Annotated in this window: 19 protein-coding genes and 1 pseudogene; 2 read left to right on the top strand and 18 right to left on the bottom strand. The window is 65.6% G+C overall.

Translation table 11 applies throughout. The features are described from left to right. Nucleotides 1-19: 19 nt before the first annotated feature. From ACSVHC_RS00525 to mobC, 4 genes are all read right to left on the bottom strand, one after another. Nucleotides 20-433 carry an EAL domain-containing protein gene (locus ACSVHC_RS00525; RefSeq protein ID WP_439180313.1) on the bottom strand — a complete coding sequence of 138 codons (414 nt, stop codon included), beginning with the start codon at nucleotides 431-433 and terminating at the stop codon, nucleotides 20-22. Between the two features lie 372 nt (nucleotides 434-805). Continuing rightward, the gene (locus tag ACSVHC_RS00520) at nucleotides 806-2,038 is read right to left on the bottom strand and encodes a hypothetical protein (RefSeq protein ID WP_439180312.1); all 1,233 of its coding nucleotides are present in this window, start codon (nucleotides 2,036-2,038) and stop codon (nucleotides 806-808) included. 35 nt (nucleotides 2,039-2,073) lie between these two features. Beyond that, entirely contained in the window at nucleotides 2,074-3,714 is a 1,641-nt protein-coding gene (locus ACSVHC_RS00515; protein WP_439180311.1) for a relaxase/mobilization nuclease domain-containing protein, read from the bottom strand. Nucleotides 3,715-3,717: 3 nt separating this feature from the next. Beyond that, nucleotides 3,718-4,107: a plasmid mobilization relaxosome protein MobC gene (gene mobC / locus ACSVHC_RS00510; protein ID WP_439180310.1), complete on the bottom strand. Its 390-nt coding sequence runs from the start codon at nucleotides 4,105-4,107 to the stop codon at nucleotides 3,718-3,720. A gap of 230 nt (nucleotides 4,108-4,337) precedes the next feature. Between mobC and ACSVHC_RS00505 the strand changes: the two genes are divergently transcribed. Further along, complete coding sequence (locus ACSVHC_RS00505) at nucleotides 4,338-4,637, top strand: hypothetical protein (RefSeq protein WP_439180309.1); 300 nt, start codon at nucleotides 4,338-4,340, stop codon at nucleotides 4,635-4,637. A 250-nt stretch (nucleotides 4,638-4,887) separates the two neighbouring features. On the opposite strand, the gene ACSVHC_RS00500 is transcribed toward ACSVHC_RS00505, so the two are convergent. From ACSVHC_RS00500 to ACSVHC_RS00490, 3 genes are all read right to left on the bottom strand, one after another. Beyond that, complete coding sequence (locus tag ACSVHC_RS00500) at nucleotides 4,888-9,873, bottom strand: helicase-related protein (protein ID WP_439180308.1); 4,986 nt, start codon at nucleotides 9,871-9,873, stop codon at nucleotides 4,888-4,890. A 131-nt stretch (nucleotides 9,874-10,004) separates the two neighbouring features. After that, nucleotides 10,005-10,316 (bottom strand): hypothetical protein, encoded by a 312-nt coding sequence (locus ACSVHC_RS00495; RefSeq protein WP_439180307.1) that lies wholly within the window; start codon nucleotides 10,314-10,316, stop codon nucleotides 10,005-10,007. Between the two features lie 148 nt (nucleotides 10,317-10,464). Continuing rightward, nucleotides 10,465-11,049 (bottom strand): recombinase family protein, encoded by a 585-nt coding sequence (locus tag ACSVHC_RS00490; protein WP_439180306.1) that lies wholly within the window; start codon nucleotides 11,047-11,049, stop codon nucleotides 10,465-10,467. 425 nt (nucleotides 11,050-11,474) lie between these two features. On the opposite strand from ACSVHC_RS00490, the gene ACSVHC_RS00485 reads away from it, so the two are divergent. Then, entirely contained in the window at nucleotides 11,475-12,443 is a 969-nt protein-coding gene (locus ACSVHC_RS00485; protein WP_439180305.1) for an abortive infection family protein, read from the top strand. Between the two features lie 110 nt (nucleotides 12,444-12,553). On the opposite strand, the gene ACSVHC_RS00480 is transcribed toward ACSVHC_RS00485, so the two are convergent. The 11 genes and pseudogenes from ACSVHC_RS00480 to ACSVHC_RS00430 form a co-directional block, all read right to left on the bottom strand. Further along, complete coding sequence (locus tag ACSVHC_RS00480; protein WP_439180304.1) at nucleotides 12,554-12,703, bottom strand: hypothetical protein; 150 nt, start codon at nucleotides 12,701-12,703, stop codon at nucleotides 12,554-12,556. 206 nt (nucleotides 12,704-12,909) lie between these two features. Continuing rightward, a complete protein-coding gene (locus tag ACSVHC_RS00475; protein ID WP_439180302.1) occupies nucleotides 12,910-13,869 on the bottom strand; it encodes a DUF4192 family protein in 960 nt (319 codons plus the stop codon). 347 nt (nucleotides 13,870-14,216) lie between these two features. After that, the gene (locus ACSVHC_RS00470) at nucleotides 14,217-14,696 is read right to left on the bottom strand and encodes a hypothetical protein (RefSeq protein WP_439180301.1); all 480 of its coding nucleotides are present in this window, start codon (nucleotides 14,694-14,696) and stop codon (nucleotides 14,217-14,219) included. 575 nt (nucleotides 14,697-15,271) lie between these two features. Then, complete coding sequence (locus ACSVHC_RS00465) at nucleotides 15,272-15,418, bottom strand: hypothetical protein (protein ID WP_439180300.1); 147 nt, start codon at nucleotides 15,416-15,418, stop codon at nucleotides 15,272-15,274. 181 nt (nucleotides 15,419-15,599) lie between these two features. Next, nucleotides 15,600-16,625, bottom strand: coding sequence for a DUF4192 domain-containing protein (locus ACSVHC_RS00460; protein ID WP_439180299.1), 1,026 nt, complete (start codon nucleotides 16,623-16,625; stop codon nucleotides 15,600-15,602). 577 nt (nucleotides 16,626-17,202) lie between these two features. After that, entirely contained in the window at nucleotides 17,203-18,117 is a 915-nt protein-coding gene (gene dprA, locus ACSVHC_RS00455; RefSeq protein ID WP_439180298.1) for a DNA-processing protein DprA, read from the bottom strand. A 382-nt stretch (nucleotides 18,118-18,499) separates the two neighbouring features. Beyond that, a pseudogene (locus ACSVHC_RS00450) lies at nucleotides 18,500-18,924 on the bottom strand (recombinase family protein). Nucleotides 18,925-19,048: 124 nt separating this feature from the next. After that, entirely contained in the window at nucleotides 19,049-19,660 is a 612-nt protein-coding gene (locus ACSVHC_RS00445; protein ID WP_439180297.1) for a recombinase family protein, read from the bottom strand. A gap of 294 nt (nucleotides 19,661-19,954) precedes the next feature. Continuing rightward, the gene (locus ACSVHC_RS00440) at nucleotides 19,955-20,902 is read right to left on the bottom strand and encodes a 3-hydroxyacyl-CoA dehydrogenase NAD-binding domain-containing protein (protein WP_439180296.1); all 948 of its coding nucleotides are present in this window, start codon (nucleotides 20,900-20,902) and stop codon (nucleotides 19,955-19,957) included. Nucleotide 20,903: 1 nt separating this feature from the next. Continuing rightward, complete coding sequence (locus tag ACSVHC_RS00435) at nucleotides 20,904-22,229, bottom strand: MFS transporter (RefSeq protein ID WP_439180295.1); 1,326 nt, start codon at nucleotides 22,227-22,229, stop codon at nucleotides 20,904-20,906. Next, nucleotides 22,229-22,990: an SDR family oxidoreductase gene (locus ACSVHC_RS00430; RefSeq protein ID WP_439180294.1), complete on the bottom strand. Its 762-nt coding sequence runs from the start codon at nucleotides 22,988-22,990 to the stop codon at nucleotides 22,229-22,231. The genes ACSVHC_RS00435 and ACSVHC_RS00430 overlap by 1 nt, the downstream gene beginning before the upstream one ends. Between the last annotated feature and the right edge of the window lie 375 nt (nucleotides 22,991-23,365).

Raw genomic sequence — 23,365 nt, 5'->3', positions numbered from 1 at the left:
CCTCCGTGTTTCGCCGGTGCTATGGGGCTAATCCCTGACTTGATGGTTGGCCGGCAGGGCGCACCCTGGGACCACGGATTCCATTCACTGCGGGAAATTGTCGGTGCCAGGAGACCCAAGTGTCTTGGTCAGTGGTTGGTGGCCCGAGTGCGTAGCCTTGGGCGGCGGCGATGCCAAGTCCGGCCACGGCGTCGAGTTCGGCGTGGTGTTCGATGCCCTCGGCGATGATGGCGGCACCGATCTGGGCGGCGAATTCGACCATCGTTGCCGCGAGGGCGCGTTGTCCGGAGTCGTTGTGAATGCCTGAGATGAGGCTCCGGTCCAGCTTGATGATTTCGGGTCTGATTTTCAGTATGTGGCGCATGGAGGCGAAACCCGCGCCCGCGTCGTCCACGGCTATCCGCAGGCCGTCGGCCCGCAGCGGGGCGGCCATGATCGTTTCCAGGCCCTTCGCAGATGAGCGCCATATAGAGCTGCGAAAACCGTGCCAAATAACTCTGCGGCTCACACACCAGATGATCCGGGCTGTGCTGTCCCAGTCGGCGGCGTGATCGATCCTGGGCGAGCCCAGCTGCCCCGGAACAAGGACCTCAACATCATTTCTGCGTTTCACTTGACTTACTGCCTGCAAGCGGCGCGGGCCGTTTCTGCTTTTCTCATGAGTTGATGCCCTCCTGCAGAAGGCTCCGCTGGGCCGGTTGCGGCGAGGCCGCCTGTTCCCGTGTCCGAATTCCTCCGAACCGGATGGACCATGCTGCGCGCGGACCCTTGTTGGCAGTTCCCCTCTTTTGTGTGGGTAAGTGTTCTAGCGGGTCAGGCCGTTCTTACCTCTCTCCGAGCCCGCTGCTGCCCCTGTGCGGGACTTTCTGGCCTTCGCGGCACCCTTACCCATCGTGACGGCGGCGCTGGGGTGGGTGCCTTCGCTGCGTGCGGCGGCGAGGCGTCCGCGTATCTGGGTTTCATTCGCGCCGGTGTTTGCCAGGGACTCCGCGAACTTCTCGTGGTGTTCGGCCGAGCCGTATCCGGCGGCCGAGGTGCCCTCCGCTTTGAGGCCCTGGTTCTTGAGACGGGTGCTGTCGTTGCCGGTGACGCGGTTCTCGATCTCGCGCCCGACGCCTTCCATGCGGGCAAAGAGTTCCTTCTCGGCACGTTCGTACCGCTGTTCCACGGTCATCCATTGGGAGCCTTGGAATCCGCCCTCCGCCAGGAGTCTGGCCTCGTGCATGTCCTTGGCCGCTTTCACGAACGCGGGATCCTCGAAGTGCGAGTCGCCGGCGCCGTTGACGTTCGCGGTGGTTTCCTTCCGCAGCTGATCAAGGTCGGGTCCGTTGATCCCGTCCTTGCCGATGAGGAACAGACGTTCCTTGATATCGACGTCGGCGGCTGCGACGGCTTTGGGGGTCTTTGCTCTGTGAGCGGTCTGCAGTGCTCGGGCCAGTTCGGGGTTTGCCAGGTACTCGACAGGGACCTGGTGGCGTTCCATTTCCGGTGCCAGTGTCGCCGCCTGGGCGCGGAGTTCCTCGGCGCGGGCCGCCGCGAGCAGGCCCATGGCTTTCTCGTGTTCGGCGGCCGCCTTGCGCGTCTCGTCGTGGCTGCGGGCTAGCTCGTCCTGCCGGGCCTTCTGGGTGGTGATGGCCTGGATCCCTGATTCCACGTAGGCGGCGTCCGCGCCGACGTCGTGGGTGTCGATGCCGTAGCGGATGAGGACTTGCCTGCGGATCGTCTCCGAGGCTGCGAGGGCGCCCGGGTCGTGGTCCTTCCAGCCTTCGGCGACGGCGTGGGCGGTGGCGATGTCGTTCGGCTGTGCCTTGTCCCACCATTGGTCCTTCTCGACGGGTGCGAGGGCCGCGTGCGCGGTACTGCGTTCGGCGGCGAGGCGTGCCCGGGCTTCGTGGACTGTCTGGGTGTCCTGGTGTTCCTGTTGTCGCTGGCTCTCCTGGCGTCGGCGTGCCAGTGTCTCGGCAATGCGTGAGGCGATCATCAGCGACTGCCGCAGACCGCCGTCCAGGACGTCATCCATTCCATCTGATTCACTCATGCTGTTCCCCTTGCAGTTGGTGTTAGTGGTGGTGGTTATCGGTCGAGGCCCGGTCCGGAGTCGCGCCGGGCGGGCTGGGAGGTCTTCGCCGGTGTCGCCGGCGTGGGCGTCGTTGGTACTGCTGATCCCGGGCGGATAGGAACCATGCCGCGGCGGGCGATATCGATCGCCCTGGGCGCCACGGCCGCGTCGGTGGCCGGCTGCTGTTCCGCACCCACCGGAACCGGCTTGGGCATGGTCGCGGTGAACGAGGCCAGCTGCTCCTCGACCACGGACCGGATGCGCCAGGCCTCCCGGGTCCGCCCGGACTGGGCATGCATTTCATACACGGCGAAGGCGGTGTTGATCAGCTGCACCATCAGAGCAGCCTGCGCGGCTGTCTTGTTTTTGCTCGACGCGGCCATGAACAACATGGCGGTTCCCGCAATCGACGGCAGGGCTACCGGTTTGCCGTGCTGGCGTGGTGCGCGCAACTGGGCGGTGCGGGACAGCTCGGCCGCGGTGGCCGCCAGCGGCCCGGGGGTCGGTTCAAGCCGGTAGGACCATGCCGCGAACGCTCCCGAGACTTCCCGTGCGACCTTCGCCCACGTCGCATGGTCATCCCGCGGAACCGTGCGCAGCTGGTCCGCCAGGGCGGCTGCGTTGCGGGTGTATTCCACCCACGCTTCCGCCGGCGGGGCGGCGTTCTCGGGGCCCGTCCGCGAGACGGTGCGCTTGTTCCGGGCCGCGGCGTTCCATTCCGCTGCGGCTTCGGTGGCCAGGTGCGGGGCATCGGGCCATTCTTCCCGGAGGGCACCGAGTTTCAGGTCAGAGGCCAGGGTCCCGCCGCCGAACCAGATAGGCCGCTCCCCCACGCCCGGGCGTTCGGCCACGGAGTAGCCGACAATGACGTCGGTGGTGTTCTTCGCGTAGCGGGGCCGCACCAGCAGCCCGGTGTCCCGGGCCCGGCGGACGAACTCCGCCTCGGTCGCGGAGGCGCTGGCGCTGGCCCGCACTTTCCGTGCAAGGGATGCCCGGTGCATTTCGCGGTCGTCCCGGACGGCAGTGGCCTTCTCTGCACGGTCGTATCCGCGGGTGGCGTGCACCGTGGAGAGCTGTTCCAGCCCGTACTTGACCTCCAGCTCCCGGCAGGTTTCCTGTGCACGCTTGTAGTCACCATGGGTGGAGGCTTTCGTGCCGTCCTCCCGGACGAGGGAGACGGCCAGGTGGATGTGGTGGTTGCCGTTCTCGGAGGTTCCGTGGTTCACCGCGGCCCACCGGCACGGTGCCTTGCCGCTGCTCTCGGTGAAGCCCATGGCGTCCACGAAGTCGTTGGCGATATCGCCCCACTGCTGGTCCGTCAGTGCGCCCTCTTCAGCGCGCAGGCTCAACGAGCAATGCCACACGCTCGCGTCCTTGTACCCGACATGCGCGCGTTCCTTCTTCGCCGCGTCCCAGACCATGTCTCTGATCTGAACCGAGACCCCGAACATCTTCCGCGGCCGGTCCAGATGCTTCGCGATCGCCAATGCATCATCCCGGTCCAGAACACCGTCGTCGTACCACGCCATGATGGCCGCATCCCCGGCAACCACGTGCGGATCCTGGTGGGCGTTCTTCGTCTTGTTCGCATCTGTCGAGGCGAGGTAAACCATGAGCCCGCCCATGCGCGAACCGCGGGTGATGTTCGGAATCATCGGCTACATCAGCCCGTCAATTGCGTCATCGATCCGCATCGCGACGGACCGGATGTGCTTCAGCGCTTCGCGGGCCTCGGCCGGGAACTCGCCCGTGGCGTTCGCCTGCCGTGCGAGCTGGTTGATGTTGTTCGAAGAACGCGCCAGCAAATTGTGCAATGACATCAGTTCCGCAGCGATCGCACGGCGTTCCGTCGGCGAATCAGAATGCACCGACAAAGCCGAGGAAATCAGCAGGTTCGGGACCGTCACCTTCTCCCGCTCCGCCCTGGCAACCAGCGCGGCTTCTTCCTCCACGGTGACCCACACGTCACGGCGCTTCTTCGTCCCCGCGGGGGTGTTTTCACGGCGCCGCCGGGAGAGCCGGGAACGAGCAGCATTCTCCTCAGTCACCCGTTCCCCCAATCACTCAAACAGCCCAGCGCAGCGACCCCGGAACCGGGGACCACACTGACCAGTGTGCCGCACCCGACCCCAGGTGTCGAGCGCGACAAGCCACTTACACCCGTGTAAGTGTATAGCTTGCTCTGAATCGGTTGCCTTCGATGGTTTTCGGGCCCCTGGTGCGACCCACCGGAAAACCCCTCCCGGTCTGTGGGTAGCGGAACGGTTAGAGTCGGTGCATGGACATCAACGACATCGCCGCCAAAGCCGCCGCAAAAATCGACGCCGCCCGCGACGTCAAAGTCAACGCAGTGAAAACCGCAGCCGCGAGCGGCGTCGAACTCGCCGAAACAGCGGCGCTGCTGGCCGCCGCCGAACAAAAGTACGCCAAGGACTACCAGGCAGCCCTCCGCGCCGACTGGACCGACTCCGACCTGCGCAGCTTCGGCCTGGACGCCCCGGCCAAGAAAACCGGCGGCCGCCCCCGCACCCGGAAGACCGCCCAGGAACCGGCTCCCGTGACCGGCAGTTCGCAGTAGCAGCCCCTCGCCCACAGGGGCACGGCAAGAGCTATCTCCTTCGGGCTTTTCCCGCACACCTGTGGACGACGGGACCCACCTGACCGCTTGCACACAACCGCCAGGGCACCAGTAGCCGGCACGGCACCACCGGGACCGGCGATCATGCACAACCTCCGAGGATGATCCTCACCTCATCAGGAACCAGTTCCTGAATCACTACCCGCGGGACAAACAACCGGGGCCCGGACCGGCAAGGTGCGGGACCGGGTTAGCGCTCGAACCCACCCTCACGGGATTTATCGTGGGCGGCTCCGGTGCGTCCTTGCGGTGTCGGGTGGTTGTGCGGCGGGTGGGTGTTTTTCGGAGCCGTGGGGAAGCTGGCGGCCTGCAGTCTGCGCAGCCGGGCAAGGGCCGGGTCCACCTCCGCCTCCGTCGCTGGAACCTCTGCCGCTGGTGGTGGTTTGGGCGGGTCGATGGATGCCTGGAGTTTCTCCTCCAGCTCCGTGCACTTCGCGCGCGCGGCGATGAGTTTGTCCTCGTATTTGAACGGCTTGCCGGCCTGGCTCTCGACGTCGGCCAGCACCGCCTGCTTTTCGGCAATGGTCTGGCACAGCTGGGCCTCATAGTCGGGGAGCCCGGAGACTTTGTTTTCCAACCGGGTGATGATGCCGGCGCTTCCTTCCAGCAGCTCCATGCGGGTCAAAACCAGCGCAGGCGCCGGCACATCCTTCAGGGTGATCGCAAGATCCTGGTAGGAGCCGAGCCGGGAGTCCTCGGCCGCGTTGCGGACCTGCAGCTCGTGACCGCCAAGACAAACCATGGTGCCGTAATCCTGTTTCTGGCGGTAGTAGTTCCCGTATTCAGGCGTGTGCGTGCGCACCCATTCCGAGATGGCAGCCACGGCCTCCGCGCGTTTGGTATAGCTCGCGCCATCGATGCTCGCGGTGAAGGCCTCCCCCGCCGTCGGGGTGATGCGCGGCAGCGCGGCCTGCACCGCGGGCAGCCTGCTTTCGGCTTTGGTGATGCTCGTTTCGGCGGCGACCCTGGTCCAGGCCAGGGTGCTCTGTCCCTTCTCGTGGGCGCGTTTGAGGCGTTCGAGTTTGGTCCGTGCGGCGTCGGCCTCGATCTTCTCCATCACCAGCGGGTTCCCGGAAGTCGCGGCTTTGATCTGTGCCGCGTTCAGGGCCAGATCTCCGACGTCCTCGATCTCGCGGATATCCAGGCGCCCGCGAAGGACCTGCTGGATCATGGTGGCCTTGCGCTGGATCCCGTCCCAGGCGGCACTGTCGTAACTGCCGACGGTTGCGTACTGGAAGTTGCGGACCTCGGCGTTGGCATTGCCCTGCCGGATGATGCGCCCGTCGCGCTGGGTCAGGTCAGCCGGCCGCCACGGGCAGGTGACATGGTGGATCGCCTTCGCACGGAGCTGGACGTTCGTCCCGGTCCCCATCATGGCGGTGGAGCCGATCAGAACGGCCACTTCCCCGGAGCGGCATTGGGCGAAGAGCTGGGCTTTCTGCTCGGGCTTGGGCGAGTCCTGGATGAACCGGATCTGCTCCGCCTGGATCCCGCCGGCAACGAGCTGGTCCTTGAGCTGCTGGTAGGCCGTCCAGACCGGCTTCCCGTCGGGACCGGTGTTCTTCGACGGCGTGCTCAGGTCACAGAAAATGATCTGCAGCGCACCCCTGTTCAGCGAGGGGATGCCGGAGTGGAAGCTCGTGTCGTACTCGTTCTCCCGGTTCTCTTCCCATACCCTCAGGGTCTGGGCGACAACCGCATCCAGCTTCGTCCCGGACTCCGGTTCGATGCCGACCATCCGGAGGTCCAAGGCGGCCTTGCGGCCGTCGTTGTAGACGCTCAGGGCGTTGTCCGCGCCCTTCTCCGCCCACCCGGACAAGGAGTCCAGCCGGTCAGCCAGTCCCTTCATGTACGCGGCCAGCTCCGGCGGCTGCGCAATCAACACCAGCTCCGGCTGCCGCTCCCCGTCCCCGGACCGGCGGACAAGGTCCGGCGTCTTCAGGTTCAGGTCCTCGGACAGCTTCACATCCGCAAAGACATGGAAGGACCGCAACATCTCGGGGACGTTCTTGAACTTCGCGAAGCGCGGCTTGTTCTTCAACCGGCCACCGGCATCCATCTCAATGGCAGTCACGGTTTCCCCGAACGTCGCACCCCAGACATCGAAGTTCTCCACCCCCGCGGCCTGGAGCAGGTCCGGGCGCAGGTAGCGCTGCATCACGTGCGCCTCGGTAATGGAGTTCGCGATCGGCGTGCCGGTGGCCATCGTGACGACACGTTCCCCGTGCGTGGCACGCAGATATTCAAGCTTCAGGTGCATGTCCGTGGCCCGGATGGACCCGGCGATTTCGGCGCCCTTGATGTTCGTGACCGTGCGCAGGTTCTTATAGTCGTGGGCTTCGTCCACGAACAGATAATCCACCCCCGTGTCCTCGAACGTCAGCCCCGGATCCGGGGCCGTATCCATGAGCCTTTTCATGCGCTCTTCTTCGGCCTGAAGCTTGGTCTCCAGCTTCTTCACCGTGGTCCGGTCCTCGCCCTGTTCCTGGGCGTTGACGATCGTCTGCCGGACGTCGGCGATAAGAGATTCCTGATACGCCTCAATCGTCCCGGCCTTCACGCCGATACTCTTGAACGCCTGCTGGGTCATGATGATCCCGTCCCAGTCATTCGCCGCCGCACGGGCGACAAACTGGCGGCGCGCGGCCACATCCCCGCTCCTGGTCTTGATGTCATCCGAGCCTGCCGAAAGCAGCCGCGCCTGCGGGTACAGTTCCAGCCATTCGCGGGTGAACTGCTCCAGCATGTGGTTCGGGACAACGACCATGGGTTTGGAGGCCATGCCCAGGCGTTTGAGCTCCATCGCGCCCATAACCATCTCGGCGGTCTTGCCCGCCCCGACCTCGTGGAAGAGGCCCACGGCCGGTTCGGAAATGATCCGCGCCACGGCGGTGCGCTGGTGCGGGTGCGGGGTGAATGATTTCGCCAACCCCGGCAGGCTCAGCCGGTGCCCTTCCTTCGTGTAGTCGCGCAGGGCCAGGGAGTTGAAGCGGCGGTTGTACTCATCAAGGAGCCGGCCGGCCCGTTCGGGGTCTTCCCAGACCCACTCGGCGAAGCGCTCCTGCAGGGCCTCGGCCTTTTCCTGGGCCGCCTCGGTTTCTTCGAGGTTGGCGACGGACTTGCCGTCCTCGTCCTTGCCCTCGACCTGGATGCTCTTTTGTTCCAGGATGCTTTGCAGCAGGTCCGGGGCCGGCCTGCGGCCCGTCCCCCACTCATTCGTCGAACGCACCGTGCCCCGGTTGGCTTTGACCCGCCAGATGCCGGCGCCGACGCTGCTCACGCTCGCGTTCGGATCGGCCAGAATGTCCTTCACGAATTGCTGGTGCTCCTCGGGGGAAATCCAGACCGCGCCCAGGCGGGCCTCGACGTCTTCCATGCCGACCTTCGGCGGTTGGACTTCTTCCAGGGCGGTGACGTTGACGGCCCAGCGCTCGTCCCCTGCCGCCGCGGCTGCCCGGGCGGCGTCGAGCTTGGTCCGCACGTTCCCGGAAAGGTATTCCGGTGCCGTGACGAGCCTGCCGGTTTCCGGGTCATCGAAGACGAGCGTGCCCAGCTGGTCGCGGGCTTCGTCCTCCGTCACGCCCAGCAGCTCCGCGATTTTCTCCAGTTCCGGGGCACCGTAGGTGTCCAGGGCGATGGCCAGGGCTTCGTCAACGGTGTCCGCGCCCATCAGCGGTTTGCGGGCCACCACCTGGCGGTGCCGGAGCAGTGCCGCCGGGGTCGCCGTCCGGGTTTCCTCGTTGAAGCTCTCCAGCGCCGGGGGCAGGGCACCGAAGGGGTCCGTCTGGCGCAGGATCCGCACGGCCGGTGCCGCCCGGCGGGTGATGATGTCCTCGCCCGTTTCCTTGTCCGTACGGACCGTCTCCGTGAAGCGGTTCAACGGCCCGTATTTGGAGGCGTAGGCGGTGTATTTCTCAGCCAGGGCAGTGCGTCGGGCCGACAGTTCCGGGGTGTCTTCGCTGTCGGAGGCCTCCATCTCCAGCAGGGACCGTGCCCCGTCCCGCAGCCCCAACAGATCACGCAGCTCCACCGTGTGTGCTTTGGGGACCGGGAAGGGGACGTGTTCCCCTGACCGGGCGACGGTGAAGGTTCCGTCGGGCCCGGCGGTGATGGTGCCGTCCCATTCCTGCCCGGTGGCCGGCAGCAGCGCCGCGGGGGTCTTCCCCGGGGCCGGCTCGGCCGGTGTGTGGCCCAGGCCGGCCTCCAGGGCGTCCGTCACGATGACCTCCAGCCGCCGTGCGAGCAGCTGCGGGACGGCGGTAAGGTCCTCGGCTTTCACGGAGACGGTGTCCTCCCCGTACATGCCGTGTCCAACGGTGATCTGTCCCAGGACGTTCTGCGGGTTCAGGTCAAAGTAGTTGTTGATCTTCACGTTGTGCCCGTCGATGATGACGGACCCGACGGTTTCCCAGTCCGTGTTGGCCGGGTCCCGGCCCGGCTCGCGTTTGCGCAGCAGCAGCAGGTCGGTGAGCGCTTCGGTGCCAGCGGCGCGGCGGTGGGCGCCGGTGGGCAGGCGTACGGCGCCCACCAGGTCCGCCATGGCGGACATCTCCCGCCTCGACGCCGGGTTGGCGGCGTCCAGGGTGAAGCTGGAGGTCAGCACGGCGACGTAACCGCCGGGCTTCACGGCGGCCAGGCTTTTGAGGATGAAGTGGTTGTGCATGGAGTGCCGGGAGTCGGGGTTGTGGGTCTTGTCGTAGAGCGCGTTCTTGCTGAACGGGACGTTGCCGACGGCAAGGTCAAAGGAACTGGATGTGATCGGGGTGTCCGCGAAGGATTCGGCACGGATGCTCGCGTGCGGATAAAGCCCCCGGGAAATGGAGGCAGTCAGCGGATCCAGCTCGACACCGGTCATCCGGGCGCCTTCCGGGGCGAAGCCGATGAACGTCCCGGCCCCGGACCCCGGTTCCAGCACCTCTCCCCCGCTGAAACCGAGCCCCTCCACGGCGGACCAGATCTCCTTCACTATGGCAGCGTCGGTGTAGTAGGCGTTGGTCGTGGTCCGCGACGCGGCCGCGTACTCACGCTCGCTCAGGATCCCGGCCAGCTGGGCACGCTCGGCCGCCCAGTCATCCTTGTCGAACAGCTGGGGCACCGCTCCCCAGCTGGACCACTGCGCCAGGGAACGCTGCTCGGCCCCGGTGGCCGGGCGGTGCTGCTCCTCCAGCTCCCGCACGATGCGTATTGCTTCCAGGTTCGCTACGAACCGGGCTTTCTGACCCGTTGGGGCAAGGTCGGCCTGGGATTCGGGACGGAAACGTCCGGCCGTCTCCGGCCCACGGGTTTCCTGGTGGTGCGGTTCGGGTGCTAGTCCTGCCCGTCCTCCCGGGTCGCGGAGCCTGGCTCCATGTCCTCCGGTTCCGGTGGAAGGCCGGCGTAGATCATCTCCTGGTACACCATCTCCCGTGCCCGCAGCTTGGCCATGTTCACCAGCCCGATGTACTCCAGCGGCGGCTCCGAACCCCTGGTTGGCGTCAGTTCCTCGCTCAGGTCCCAGATCGCCTGCTGAATCTCCTCCCCCAACATCGAAAAGTGCGTCTCGGGATCCGCGATCTGCGCGAAGGCCTCCGGATCGTGCTTCTTCATGGTTTCCATGGCGTGTCTGCCGTGCTCGTTCATTGACTACCTCTCCCGGTTCGGCCCACAAGGACTCCAGACTCAGCTGACCCTCAATGTGGTTATTAGATTTCCTCGATGCCATGTGCGCCGCTCCCCCTCCGTTTGCCTCCACGCTAGCGAAGGCCCCCGAGGACTCACAGTCACTCGCTTATTCCTGCGGGGCCTGGAGGCTCTTCCGCTGCCGAGCGAGCTCGCGGACCACCGTGGCCTCACTGACGGCGATGGTCTTGGCGATGTCCCGGATCGTCCGCTTTTCGCCGCGCATCCGATGCGCCGTGGCCGCCTTGTCCGGCGTCATCTTGGTCGGCCGGCCACCCACCCTTCCCTTCGCCTTGGCAGCGGCAAGCCCGGCCATGGTCCGCTCACGCAACCTGTTCCGCTCGTACTCTGCGATCGCAGAGAAGAAATGAAACATCAGCACTCCCTGGGAGGTGGTCGTGTCCAGCCACGTCTCGGTCAACGACCGGAGCCCGACATGCCGGTCTGCCAGCGTCTTCACGATGCCGGCAAGGTCCGCCGTGTTCCTCCCGAGCCGGGACAAATCGTTGACCACCAGGATGTTCCCCGGCTGCAGGTGATCCAGGCAGTCCTGCCACTGCGGCCGCTCAGTCGTCGCACCCGACGCGAAATCCGTCCAGATCCGGAAGCACCCGGCAGCGTTCAAAGCATCCAGCTGCAAGTCCACCGACTGCTCCGTCGTGCTCACCCGGGCATAACCCATCAACGTAGCCACATCAGCCCCCACCCTTCATTCAAAACCGTCGTTCACGAAGTTTTGACTAACAGCACCTTCATAGATTTCGTAGTCGAGTTGTGAAACAGAGTAGCATCGCCAAAAGCGCTTTTCGAGAGGGCGGTCGGGCATCCCAGTCCCTACAGGCACAAAGGGTCGTTTATGACCGATAACGATGAGGACCTTCACGGGGGCGGGCTCTGGGGGAAGTGGACTGCGGCCCACGTTCTACTTTTCATCCCGACTTCCCCTGCACCGACGCCGTGACCGGCGGATGACCGATATGCGGGTACATGGCATGCTGTGCAGGGGACGCCCCTTAGGAGGCGTAAGTCGAACGCCACAGCGGTGAGGAAGAGATCTATTGCAGAGCAAGACGAATGTACCGATGGCGCCGGCTTCGGTGGTTGGTGAAGGAACGGCTCGTGACCATTGATGATGACTGGCTGCTAGAGGATCGAATCAAACGGATACGCGCGCTCGTCCGCTTGGGCGTGCAACACCTCGTCTTCCTGCATGAGGCTGTTCCTTACTACCTCCGCCAAGCGCAGACTTCAGAAGATCGCAACGAAGAGCTGCTGGCAGGGAACCAGAGTTCGCCATCTCTGACGTCATTTCGAACACTCTTCAGCCCAGAGGCGCGTCGTGACCACGACATCGCCCTAGGAATGTTTATTGACCAACGAAAAAACCGCGCCTTCGACAAGATCCACAGGTGGGTCGCTGACGTAAATGATGCGGCGATGCGAATATTCACCCAGGATCGTTTCAGGAGTTACCAAGCCCTCGGTGACCCGCCACCTCTAGCGGCAAGCAACGCCGACCCCGGATCAGTCGAGCAGAGTCTGATCAAACTCACCGCAGACATCCGAGCGCGAGTCCTCGAGCTCACGGGTTCGCTTCGCGATCTTGGGGAAAATGAAGATGTTGCGCCCGCGATACGCGATGCCCCGGGCGGTTGGCCCCATCTGCGCGGGTTGGTTGCAGACTCGATCATCGACGGTCACCTGCGACAAATGCGTACGCGCCGGACACGGTCGGAGATCTCGAGCGCAATAGGGGCTTCGAAGGAAATCGTTGAGGCGACCTTCAAGGCACTCTCAGTGAAGCACGGCGTGGCCCCCACGAAAACTACCCCGGATTTGAGCGACTGGTGGAAGGTCCTACGCCCGCTTCTCGCTGACCAAAGCATCGACAAGGCTCTTGGTTCGACAGACGGAGCGCTCATCAAACTCATCAGCAGCCAGGTGGCATTGGTACAGAATTTGGGTGAACTTCGGAACAGGGTAGGGTCGGGCCACGGCAAAGCTGAGCACCCAGCTGGTTTGGCATCATCCCATGCACTTCTCGCTGTGGACACTGCCCATACGCTGACTCGGTTCCTCGCAGACTGAGGAACCAACCTTAGACCAGTAACCAGGAAGGGTCGGCACTTCAGTGGCCGGCCCTTCGTCGCTTCCCTCTGCAAAGGAAGTCTGGTGTGCAGCGTCCCGCTGCATGATGCTTAGAAGTTGTGGTGTTCCTGGGCCCAGCCGAAATCAGCTGGCCCCGTTGGTTCGCCGGCGGTGAGCAGACGAATTTCGATGACGTCTTCGGCCAGGCTGGGGTCGGTGTCCGGCTTGTCGTCGTCGGTCAGGATGTATTCGGTTCCCATGCTCGCGCTCCCTTGGTCGGTGCAGTGTTCGTTGGTTCACTGTAGCCGCGGTTTCTACACGCTTGCCGGGTTTCCTGGCTTCGCCCGCGCGAGCGTCAGGCGGCCGGAGGAGCGAAGCGGGGGAGGCCGCCCCGCCACCGGGAAGGGCCGGGACTGGATCGTGGTGATCCGGACCCGGCCCATACCGTTTAGATGATGCGGCGCTTTTAGGAGGTTTCAGGGTCGCGGGCGACATCTGCGACCGAGCCGCGGTTGATCAGTTCCCGCAGCAGGACTGCCAGCCGGAACCCGGGTATGTCCGTGGCCGCGTGCTTCAGGTAGCGGTGTGCTTGGGTGCCGTTGCCTTTGAGCCATTCCAGCCACCCCATCAGGGTCAGCATCGGTGCGCGCTGGCCCGCGGGAACTGCTTTCATCAGGTCGAAGGCAGTGGCTTCGGCGCGGTCCACCCGGTCCCAGTCCGGTCGTCCTGTGAACTTCCCGAGCATGACGTCGGCGAAGTCGCCGTTGTGGGTGGTGATGGTCTCGCGGAACAGGAAGTCCCTGACCAGTTTGTGCTGGAAGGCCGCCGCGAGGTTCCGGGCCGTCTCGGGGTCGGGGGTCTCGGTGCCCTCCAGCACGGCGGCCCACGCGGAGCATGCGTCCTCGATGTCTTGTTCGCTGCCTGCAGGTGCTTCCACACGCATGGCCCAGGTGCCAAGGAGTTCGGGGTTGTAGACGTCCACGTCCGTGGCGCTGCCGAAGTAGGTCAGTGACGCGTTGGCTTGGCTGTCGGTGATCTGCTCCAACGGGTATTGTTCGTCCGTGCCGAAATCTGCCCAGTGGCAGGACGTCACGAGCCACACGTTCCGCACGGGCATCCGGGCTGCGGCCAGCTCGTTCGCCAGCGCGGCGACGTGCGCGGCGTACGGGCAGCCGTCGGGGTCCTCGTCGGTGTAAACGACGATGTAGGACGCCGTTGCCTGCGCGTCATTGCTTGCGTGGCTGGTCAGGGTCTGCGCGTAGTCCAGTGGCTCGGCGTGTTCGGGTGCGTCCACCCGCAAGGTGGCGCCGAGGGCACCGGCACGGGCTGTGAGGACCACGAACGACTCGGAGGGCTTCACTCCCAGCAGATGCGGGATGGTTGCCAACAGGTCAGCGGGACCGGTCAGGTTCAGTTTTTCAATCATGGTGTTGCTCCTTGTGCAGAGGATTCCGGTGGGTGGGGCGGCTGAGGTGACCTGCCAGCTTCCCCTCTCCCCCCGTTGTTTTTTGGTTGCTGGCAAGCTCGCTTGCTCGGCGGCCGACGGAGCCCTGTCTACCCGCAGGGCAAGGGGCGGGAAATTCCCTCAAGGAAATCAGCGACGAAGGAGCGCCGGAGGGAAATTCCTGCCCTGCAGGCCCCGACGAAGGAGGGGCTAGACGGGGTGGAGCGGACGCCTAGAATCCGAAGGAATCTCAATGATGTTGTCAACGGTCACTTCCGGCGGCGTTGCAGTCTCCCATTGAGGTTCTGCCGGATGGAATCTCCGCTCCCCTATCTGGGAGAGGCTCGCGGAGCCCGGAAAATATCAACAGCGGCCTGCGCGCCGGGCGATCTATGTCTTTCACGGCGTCGGGGATGTACGTTCAGTCCGGGAGGCGCTCCTTTACTCGAGGATGAGTAAAGGAGCGCTGTGTTGGTTAGGCCCCTATATAGTCCAGTCGGGGCAGGGCTTCCGGTCCTCAGCGCGGGCAAGCGGTCCGCGGTGTCGGGGAGGTTGTCCGGGCCTTCGAACTGGCCCGAGGTCCAGTGGTAGAACACCTCGGCGGTGATGGCTTCGAAGCAGGCGTCTTGGGAGCGGAACCAGTGGTTTGTGGTGTCGCCTTCGACGTCGGTTCCGTAGCCGAACAGTTCCCCGTTCCGATCGCGGGTGCGGGCGACGGCGAAGACGATGTAGGGCCAGGATCCGGCGTCCCACCCTTCGCTGCCCCACTTCGGCAGCACCGACCAGAGGGTGCCGTTGAGGGTGTCCATCCAGTCGGTCCCCTGACCGGTCGTCGGCGGGCAGGACCGGGGCGGCGACCGGTTCGACGGTATCGCAGGTCGTCGTGTCGGTCATGGTTTCTGTGCTCATAAGGTGATGCTCCGTTTCGCTCGGGCGGGGCGGGCGCCGGACGCACCGGTTGTCACCTCTCCCCCACCATGTTTTTGGCTGCTGGCGGAGCATCGCGTAGCTGTGCCCGACGGAGCCGGGGCAACCCGAAGGGCAAGCAGTGGATGGGTTGTGGGAGGAAATAAGCGCAGCGCCGACACAGTCCATCCGGTGCGCTGCCGTCCGCAGGACGGTTGAGCCGGTGGAGCGGGCACGTACGATCCGCAGGACAGCAGCAAAAAACAGAAAAAACGCTTCTACAGCCCGAGCGCAGCGAGGACCTTTCCTCTCGGTGCGCCCGCTGCATCATGGCCGGCAGGGCCATGACAGGTGAGGCAGTGTTATTAACAGGTGAGGCAGTGTTATTAAAAGGGTGAGGCCGGCCCTTTTAGGGCCGGCCTCTGTTTTTCCCTCAGCAAAAGGAAACTTGTGGGGCAGCGTCGTCGCTGCGGAGTAATTAGTCCAGCGGGGATTCTTCCCAGGAAATGTCAACGGCGGAGGGACCCTGAGCCATGGTCAGCAGGGACAGCTCGAGCACGTCCTGGGCGTGGGTGGCGCCGGCGGGTGCGGCGTCGTCGTCCGTGAGGATGAAGTCGTGGCTCAAGGTTCTGCTCCGTGGCGTGAGTGGGGTCCGTTGCCTTCTCACTGTATCCCGGCGGCAGTCCTTTGCCTCGCTCATGTTGCTTCGCCCGCGTCAGCGTTGATCGGCGGCCGGAGGAGCGCCAGCGGGGGAGGCCGCCACCGCGCAGGGGGCCGGAACCGTTGCCGGTCCGGCCCCCTTTGTCCTAGCGGTTCCTCTTATAGGCGGTGGCTGCGTCCTGCGCGACCGGGGCGATGGTTCCCCGGTTTACCAGCTGTTCCATCAGCTCAGCGAGCCGGTAGCCGGGGGTGTCTGCGATCGCGAGGGTGAAATGGTCTCCGGCCACCGATGACCGGCCTTTGAGGTATGCCAGCCAGCCGATCAGGGTCAGCAGCGGTGCACGGTAGCCTTCCGGCGCCGCGTCGATCAGGAGCCGTGCCGCATCCTGTGCCCGGTTGACCCGGTTCCAGTCCGGCGTGATTCCCTGCCCGATCAGCAGGTCCCCGCTCCCCTCCGCGTCGGGCTGTTCCGGATCGATGACGTTGCAGAACATCACGTCGCGCAGATCCGGGCGCTGAAAGCATGCCAGCAGCTCCACCGCGGTTGCCGGGTCGGTCCAGCCGTCCCCGGTGAGGGCATCGGCCCACAGTGTCCGGCCGGTGTTCAGCTCTCCGGCGAATACTCCGGGCAGGGCTTCGCGGATCTGCTCGGCGGTGTCCGTCGGACCGGTAAACGGCGCGTAGGTGGTGCCGGGTTCCTTTTGGTAGCTGCTCCCCCGGAAGATCAGTTCTGCGTTGAGTTGCCCGTCGGTGATGGATTCCAGCGGTTCGGGCAGGCAGCACCCGGCGTCCCTGTCACACAGCAGGTTCTGCCAGTGCTCGGAGGTGACCAGCCACGCGTCTTTCAGCGGAGTTCCTGCGATCTCCAGTTCCTGAATCACGGCCTCGACGTGGTCGTGGAACGGGCGGGGCGCCGCGGCGGCCGGTGCGCCGTCCGTGTAGACGGCCAGCAGGACCGAGGTGGCCTGCGCGTCCACTGCGAGGTAGTCCACCATGGACCGTGCGAACCCGACGGGATCGCCGGACTGGGGTGCGTCGACGCGCAGTGTGGCGCCGAGGGTGTTCCCTTGCAGGGTCAGGAATACGAAGGACTCCCGGGGAGCGAACCCGAGCGTGTGCGGGATGAAGCCGAGGATGTCGGCGGGGCTGGAAATGCGGATTGCGTCGTTCATGGTTGTAAGTCCTTTGCTGAGGATTCCGGTGGGTGGGGCGGCTCAGGTGACCGGCCAGCTCCCCTTCTCCCCCGTTGTTTTTTGGCTGCTGGCGAAGCTTGCGAGCTGTGGCCGACGGAGGCCTGTCTACCGCAGGCAAGGACCGTGGAATCTGCGGAGGAAGTCAGCGACGAAGGAGCGCCGGAGCCGATTCTGCGGGCCGCAGGCCCCGACGAAGGAGGGGCTAGACGGGCCGGAGCGGACACGTACAATCCGTCAGGACAGCAGCCAAAAGACGTCGTAGACATACAGGTCCGGGGACGGCGGAGCTCTGCGACGCCGGGGCCGGGCCCAACAGCCGGCCGCGGCAGCGGACGCCCGCTATCGGTGCGAGCCCTGCGAGCATGCACTTCCCCTGGCCCGACCGGTCGCCCGGGGGTCCGCGCCCAGGGCTTGCCGCCGGCAGCAGGTGAGCCGCGCGGGTCCCTTCGCGCCGAACGGCGGTCCGCCGCCGGCAACCACCCGGCAAGACCGGCCCCGGGCGGCGGACCGCCAGCGGTGACCGGCCTAGACAAGAGACCGGCCACCTCTCCCGGGCTTAGCTGGCGAGCAGTTCGGTGAGTTCGGCCGCGTCGGTCACCAGCACCGCGCCGCCTTCTTTCAGGAGCCGGTGGCATCCGGCCGAGTTGGCGCTGTGGACGCTGCCCGGAACGGCGGCGACATGCCGGGCGATGGTTTCGGCGTGGTGCGCGGTGTTCAGGGCACCGGAACGCCAGCGGGCCTCGACCACGCAGGTGACCCCTGCGAGGGCGGCGATGATGCGGTTCCTTTGCAGGAACCTGCGCCGGGTCGGTGCTGTTCCGGGCGGCAGCTCGGAGAGCGTCAGGCCGTTGGCACGGATCGCGGCCGCGAGGTCCGCGTTCCCGGACGGGTAGTCCCGATCAAGGCCCCCTCCGAGCACCGCGATGGTCGCCGGTCCGTCGCCCTGGCTTCCGGCCAGCGCGGCGCGGTGGGCGTGGGCGTCGATGCCGTAGGCAAGGCCGGCGATGACGCAGATTCCGCGCTGCGCCAGCCCATAGGCGATCTCTCCGGTGACGAATGCGCCGTAGCTGGTGCTGTCACGTGAGCCCGTCACCGCGGCGCACCGGGACGGCGCCGGGATCCCGGTGCTGAGGTTGCCCCGGTACCAGAGGCCCCACGGGGCGTCGGGAAGGTCATCCAGACCTGTCGGCCAGTGCTCGTCGCCGGGGACAAGGAAACCGCCGCCCAGGCGTTCGATGGCGATAAGGTCTTTCTCCGGGTCAAGGTCGTGGATGCGCGGTGCCCAGCGGCTCAGCGCTTCGGCCAGCTCCTCGGCCGTGACCTCCCAGAACGGCTGGGCGGGACGGGCGCCGATGGCAATCCTCAGCGCTGCGTGCGCGCCGTGTTTAGCCACCAACGCCCGGCCCACGATGTCGCCGGGTTCGAACAGGCGGGTCAGGGCGGCACGTGCGGTGCGGTCTTCGGTGTTCATGGCTTCTTTTGTCCTTTGCTGAGGATTCGGTGGGCGGGGGCGGCTCAGGTGACCGGCCAGCGCCCCTTCTCCCCCGTTTGTTTTTTGGCTGCTGGCGGAGCAACGCGTAGCTGTGCCCGACGAAGCCGGGACAACCCGAAGGGCAAGCAGCGGATGGATTGCGGGAGGAAATAAGCGAAGCGCCGACACAAGGCATCCGCTGGGCTGCCGTCCGCAGGACGGTTGAGCCGGTGGAGCGGGCACGTACGATCCGCAGGACAGCAGCAAAAAAGAAAAGAGAGCTTCTACAGCCCGAGCGCAGCGAGGTCCGAGGGCCTGACTCGGGCGCTACCTGGGCGGAGCCGGGAAACGAGGGCGTCCGTCACCCGCCGTTCAGGAGCACCTATATTGTGGTGCGCTCGCGTGCAGCGAGGGCTTGCTGGTGGTGGTGGAGCGTTGCGCGGCTCCAGCCGACGAGGCGGGCGGCGTCTTCTGCGGTGCGTCCCTTCGCGCGGGCGTCCTGGGCGATCGCCAGCTTGTCGGCGATGACGGCTGGGTCGGACACCGGCCGGCCGAAGCGTGTGCCATTCTGCCTCGCGGCGGCGATGCCGGGGGTGACCCGCTCGACGGTCAGCTCGCGCTCATACTCGGCGAGGGTGGCGAGCATGTTCAGCATCATGCGCCCGCCGTCTTGTTCCCGGAGGTCACGTCGGCGAAGACGTCGCGCTTCTGCACACCGGCGGCGACAAGCGCGTCCAGCTGCAGTTCGGCATCCTGGCTCGAAGTACTCACTCGCGTGTAACTGTCAGTTGCAGAAGTCGTCTGCACTGGATCCCGCGGAAGTACGGGGCTTATGCAGACGACTCCTGACACGGAAGCGTTCGAAGTCGTCTGCACCAACCGTCATTCTGTCTGAAGTCGCCTGCACGAACCGCCACGGACGTTCGGGACTTTAGGCGTTCGGCTGGGTCTCGGCGGTCAGCGTCTCCGGCGGACGGGGCGGCAGGTAACGGTAGAGGCTGGAGCGGGTGATACCCGTGGCTTCGACGATCTCGGAGATGGACTGATTTTCCTGGTCGCGAAGGTGGGCGGCATCGGCAAGCTTCGCTGGATCGATCACGCTGGGCCGGCCGATCCTTTTGCCTTTGGCAACAGCGACGGCACGCGCGTGGGCTGCGCGTTCGATCGCGTAGGTTCGTTCCATCTGGCCGAAGAGCGCGAGCATCACAACTGCCAGCTGCGACATGGGATCTTCTGGATTGGCTGAATCAACCCGGATCGGGTCGGCCAGGTTCCTGACCCCGACACCGCGGGCTCCCAGGTCGTGGATGAGGTTCAGGGTGTCCCGGACGGTACGGCCCAACCGGTCCAGGGTGTGCACCACGATAACGTCTCCATCGCGTGCCTGGTCGAGGGTTTCATGCAGTCCGGGCCGGTTGGTCGTGGATCCGGATTTCTTGTCCACATAGATATGTTTGGCGGGGATCCTCTCGCCGCGCAGTGCGTCGATCTGCCGGTCAAGGTCCTGTTTCGCGGTCGAGACGCGGGCGTACCCAATATCCATTGGACCCACTGTACCCACCGATACTTATCCTGCACGCTCATCGCGGGACGTCTGAAAGAAGATAGTTGTGGAACGAAAAATCGGGGTGTGTCGCTATTTTTCGAAGGGGCATGCTTGGGCGTTCCACTTCCTAGGATGTGGGCAGGCCTTGGGACATTGTAGGAATCCGACAAGGGGGCTGTCGCTTTCCGACGTTGTCTGCACGAGACGTTCAAAGTCCTCTGTGCCGTGCCCGTCAGCAGGATAGGTACAAGCCAGGGCGGCCGGCGAAGGCCGGCCACCGGGCTTGGTTGGCTATGGCAGCTGGGGCGCCTGCTTCTTGGCTCCGATCAGCTCGATGAGGAGCCGGTCACGGGTGCGGAGGGTCTCGGCGAAGTCGTATCCCTGCAGTTCCTCGTCCACACCGGCGGCCATGAGCCCGATGTAGTCGTCGGTTTCCGGGTACTCGCCCAGGTCGCGGGCCCATTCGCGCTGGGCGGGCCCGATGTGTTCCAGCACGTGCGTGATGCCGCCCTCGCCTCCGGAAGCGTGCAGGTTCAGGAACGGACCCAGCAAGGCCCACCGGAGTCCCGGTCCCTGCGAGATCGCGGTGTCGATGTCGGCGACCGATACGACCCCGTTTTCGACGAGCGAGAAAGCCTCGCGCCAGAGGGCCACCTGCAGGCGGTTGGCCACGTGGCCCTTGACTTCCTTGTTGATCCGGATGGGGCGCTTGCCAACACGGGTGTAGAAGTCGAGCGCCTTCTGCACGTTCTCTTCGCTCGTCCGGGCGCCTCCCAGTACCTCGACCAGCGGGATCAGGTGCGGCGGGTTGAACGGGTGGCCGAGGACGATCCGCTCGGGGTGCTTGGCGCCGGCCTGCGCCTCGCTGATCAGCAGCCCTGACGAGGACGTCGCGATGATGGCATCGGCCTGGGCCGCAGCCTCGATTCCGGCGAGGATGGCCCGCTTGATCTCAAGCCGCTCGGGTCCGTTTTCCTGGATGAACACAGCGCCTGCTACGGCATCGGCTACATCGCTGCTGAAGCTCAAGTTATCCCGGGATGCTCCCTCGGCGAGCCCGAGCGTCTCCAAGGCGGGCCAGAAGCCGGCAACCCATTCGCGCAGCCGGCCCTCGGCACCTTCAGCAGGATCGGATGCCGCAACGGTGAAACCCTGGGCCAGGAAATAGGCCGCCCAGCTGGCACCAATGACACCGGTGCCGACGACGGCGATCTTTTGGTTTGATCGGAGCTCAGCCATGCTAGTTTTCTTCCTTTGCATCACGAGGGGTGAATTTGTCTTCGAGGTAACGGTCCTTGGGTGTCATCATCCAGCCGCCGGTGAGCATCAGCACGCCGGTGAGGGCGAAGACGATCAGGGCCGGCACCCAGCTGCCGGTTGCGGAGAACAGTGCACCGCCGGTGAGCGGTCCGAGGGTTCCGACGAGGTAGCCCATTCCCATGGCGAACCCGGCGATGGCCGCAGATCCTGCCGCGGTGCGGGTGCGCTTGTTGAACATGGTGATGGCCAGCGGGAAGGCGCCGCCGCCAAGGCCCATGATGACGGCCCAGACCAGGGCCTTGCCGGGGACGAGGATCAGGCCGAGGTAACCCACGGGGGCCACCAGGCTCAGAACCACGGCAAGCGGGAAGACCCTTTTGAGCCGGGTGGCCAGGATCGGGGTGATGAAGGCCATGGGCAGCGTCATGAACGTGAAGGCGGAGAATGCGAGGGCGGCGTCACCGAGGGCCAGGCCGCTGTCTTTGAGGATGGTGGGCAGCCAGGCGAGCATGCCGTAGGTGTTGAACGAGGCAATGGCGTAGAAGAGGGCGGTGCCCACTGCGATGCGGCTGGTGATGAGCTGGGCGACGCCGAGTTTCTTGGCCGGCGTCGCCACAGTTGCGGTAGTGGTGCTGTTGGCGGCAGCCGTTGCCCGGCGCATGCGGACCAGCTGGATCACCCAGGGCAGAGCCGCGGCCAGGGACAGTACCGACCAGGACGCGAGGGACAGCTGCCACCCGCCGGCGTTGGCCAGCGGCACGGCGGTCATGGCCGGTAACGTGGCGCCTGCCTGCATCAGCAGGGCAAAGACGGTGAGCATGGGCGCCTGGCGGTCCGGGAAGTATTTCTTGACCAGCGGGGCGCCCACGACGTTGCCGAAGCCCATGCCGAACAGGGCAACAACGCTGAGGACGAAAAACAGCGGGACGCTGTCCGTGAAGGCGCGGCTGAACGTGCCGACGGCGGCCAGCACCATGGCCAGGGCCGCCGTGAGCTCGGCTCCGCTCCTGCGGATCAGTACGGGTGCCAGGAAACCGGCGACGCCGAAGCTCAGGGTGGGGAGCATGCCCAGGAAGCTGGCGGCGGCGATGTCCAGGCCCATTTCTTTCCGGACCACCGGCAGCAGCGGGGACAGTCCGGTGACGGCGTGGCGCAAGGTGATGGCCAGGAGCACGATGCCCACAATGAGCACCACGCGGCCGCGCCAGAGGCTCCCCGCCGGCGGAGCGACGGGAGCGGCGGGTACGTTTGTCCCGGCGGGGCTGGCGACGGCAGGAGCCTGTGCGGCAAGGTATCGGGGGCTCATTAGACTGCAGCTTTCGAGTCGGCGTCGATGGGGAACATCTGGCCGGAGATGGTGCGGGCGTGCGGGCCGGCGAGGAACAGGATCAGGGCGGCGATGTCGTCCGGGTTGATGAACTTCTTCACGGACTGGTTGGCCATGGCGGAGTCGATTTCTTCCTGGACGGTGCGGCCGGAGACGGAGGCACGGCCTTCGAAGACGCTCATGATGCGGGGGCCGTCCACCGCGCCCGGGTGGATGGTGTTCGAGGTGATGCCGAACGGGCCCAGTTCCATGGCGAGGGTCTTGGCGAAGCCCACGAGGCCCCATTTGGTGGTGGAGTAGGCCACGCGGTTGGGGTAGCCGAAGCGGCCGGCCAGGGAGGACATCGTGACGATGGAAGCTGCGTCGGATTCCTTCAGGAGCGAGATCGCCTGCTGGGTGACGTTGAAGGTGCCCTGCAGGTTCACGCCGACGACGGCAGCGAACGCGGCAGCGTCGTACTGCTCCACCGGGGCGGTGGGGCCGGCGATGCCGGCGTTGTTGATCAGGACATCCAGTCCGCCGAGCTGAGCCTTGACGTCCACGAAGAGGGCTGCGACGGCGTCGGGGTTGCTGACGTCCGTGACGGAGCCGGTGATGTTCGGGTTGCCGGCCGTGACCGCGGCGACCGCGTCGGCGTTGATGTCGGCGATGTGGACCCGGGCGCCGGCCGCTGCAAAGGCCTTGGCGGTGGCCAGGCCGATGCCGTTGGCTCCGGCTGTGATGAGGACGCGTTGTGACATTGTCTTCTCCATGTGTTTCAGGGGAGGGACAGGGGCGGGTGGGCGGATGCTCGCTCGTCGGTGTTCCCGAATTTACGCATCTATATGCATATGCATTTATTTTATCAAAGTTGCTTGAAGCGTCAACTAAATGTGTCCCGCTTCACGTTGCGCCCGGCCAGCGGGGTGCTGGTTCTGAATGCTCTCTACCGGTGAGGCCGCAGCACTCCGGCAGCACACGACGCCGGTACAGCCCGATCACCTGGCCGCCGTGGCCCCGGCGGCCAGATAGCCCGGACCCCGGGCACCGGGAGTGGGAGCCGCCGGCGGTCCGGCCATGCGGGACCGGGTCCGCACCCTCGGCGGTACCCTGAATCCGACGGCCTTATTGCGGTC

Source organism: Arthrobacter sp. KNU-44, from assembly GCF_051843155.1.
In the GTDB taxonomy this organism is placed as follows: domain Bacteria; phylum Actinomycetota; class Actinomycetes; order Actinomycetales; family Micrococcaceae; genus Arthrobacter.
The sequence above is the reverse complement of the archived record's forward strand: the minus strand, read 5'-3'. Positions and strand labels throughout refer to the sequence as shown.

What these genes read in the sequence shown, in the direction of transcription:
- dprA (WP_439180298.1), bottom strand. Translation starts at nt 18,117, where the DNA reads ATGAACACCGAAGACCGCACCGCACGTGCCGCCCTGACCCGCCTGTTC.
- ACSVHC_RS00475 (WP_439180302.1), bottom strand. Translation starts at nt 13,869, where the DNA reads ATGATTGAAAAACTGAACCTGACCGGTCCCGCTGACCTGTTGGCAACC.
- ACSVHC_RS00505 (WP_439180309.1), top strand. Translation starts at nt 4,338, where the DNA reads ATGGACATCAACGACATCGCCGCCAAAGCCGCCGCAAAAATCGACGCC.
- ACSVHC_RS00430 (WP_439180294.1), bottom strand. Translation starts at nt 22,990, where the DNA reads ATGTCACAACGCGTCCTCATCACAGCCGGAGCCAACGGCATCGGCCTG.
- ACSVHC_RS00445 (WP_439180297.1), bottom strand. Translation starts at nt 19,660, where the DNA reads ATGGATATTGGGTACGCCCGCGTCTCGACCGCGAAACAGGACCTTGAC.
- ACSVHC_RS00435 (WP_439180295.1), bottom strand. Translation starts at nt 22,229, where the DNA reads ATGAGCCCCCGATACCTTGCCGCACAGGCTCCTGCCGTCGCCAGCCCC.
- ACSVHC_RS00460 (WP_439180299.1), bottom strand. Translation starts at nt 16,625, where the DNA reads ATGAACGACGCAATCCGCATTTCCAGCCCCGCCGACATCCTCGGCTTC.
- ACSVHC_RS00440 (WP_439180296.1), bottom strand. Translation starts at nt 20,902, where the DNA reads ATGGCTGAGCTCCGATCAAACCAAAAGATCGCCGTCGTCGGCACCGGT.
- ACSVHC_RS00520 (WP_439180312.1), bottom strand. Translation starts at nt 2,038, where the DNA reads ATGAGTGAATCAGATGGAATGGATGACGTCCTGGACGGCGGTCTGCGG.
- ACSVHC_RS00470 (WP_439180301.1), bottom strand. Translation starts at nt 14,696, where the DNA reads ATGGACACCCTCAACGGCACCCTCTGGTCGGTGCTGCCGAAGTGGGGC.
- ACSVHC_RS00515 (WP_439180311.1), bottom strand. Translation starts at nt 3,714, where the DNA reads ATGATTCCGAACATCACCCGCGGTTCGCGCATGGGCGGGCTCATGGTT.
- ACSVHC_RS00495 (WP_439180307.1), bottom strand. Translation starts at nt 10,316, where the DNA reads ATGAACGAGCACGGCAGACACGCCATGGAAACCATGAAGAAGCACGAT.
- ACSVHC_RS00525 (WP_439180313.1), bottom strand. Translation starts at nt 433, where the DNA reads ATGGCCGCCCCGCTGCGGGCCGACGGCCTGCGGATAGCCGTGGACGAC.
- ACSVHC_RS00480 (WP_439180304.1), bottom strand. Translation starts at nt 12,703, where the DNA reads ATGGGAACCGAATACATCCTGACCGACGACGACAAGCCGGACACCGAC.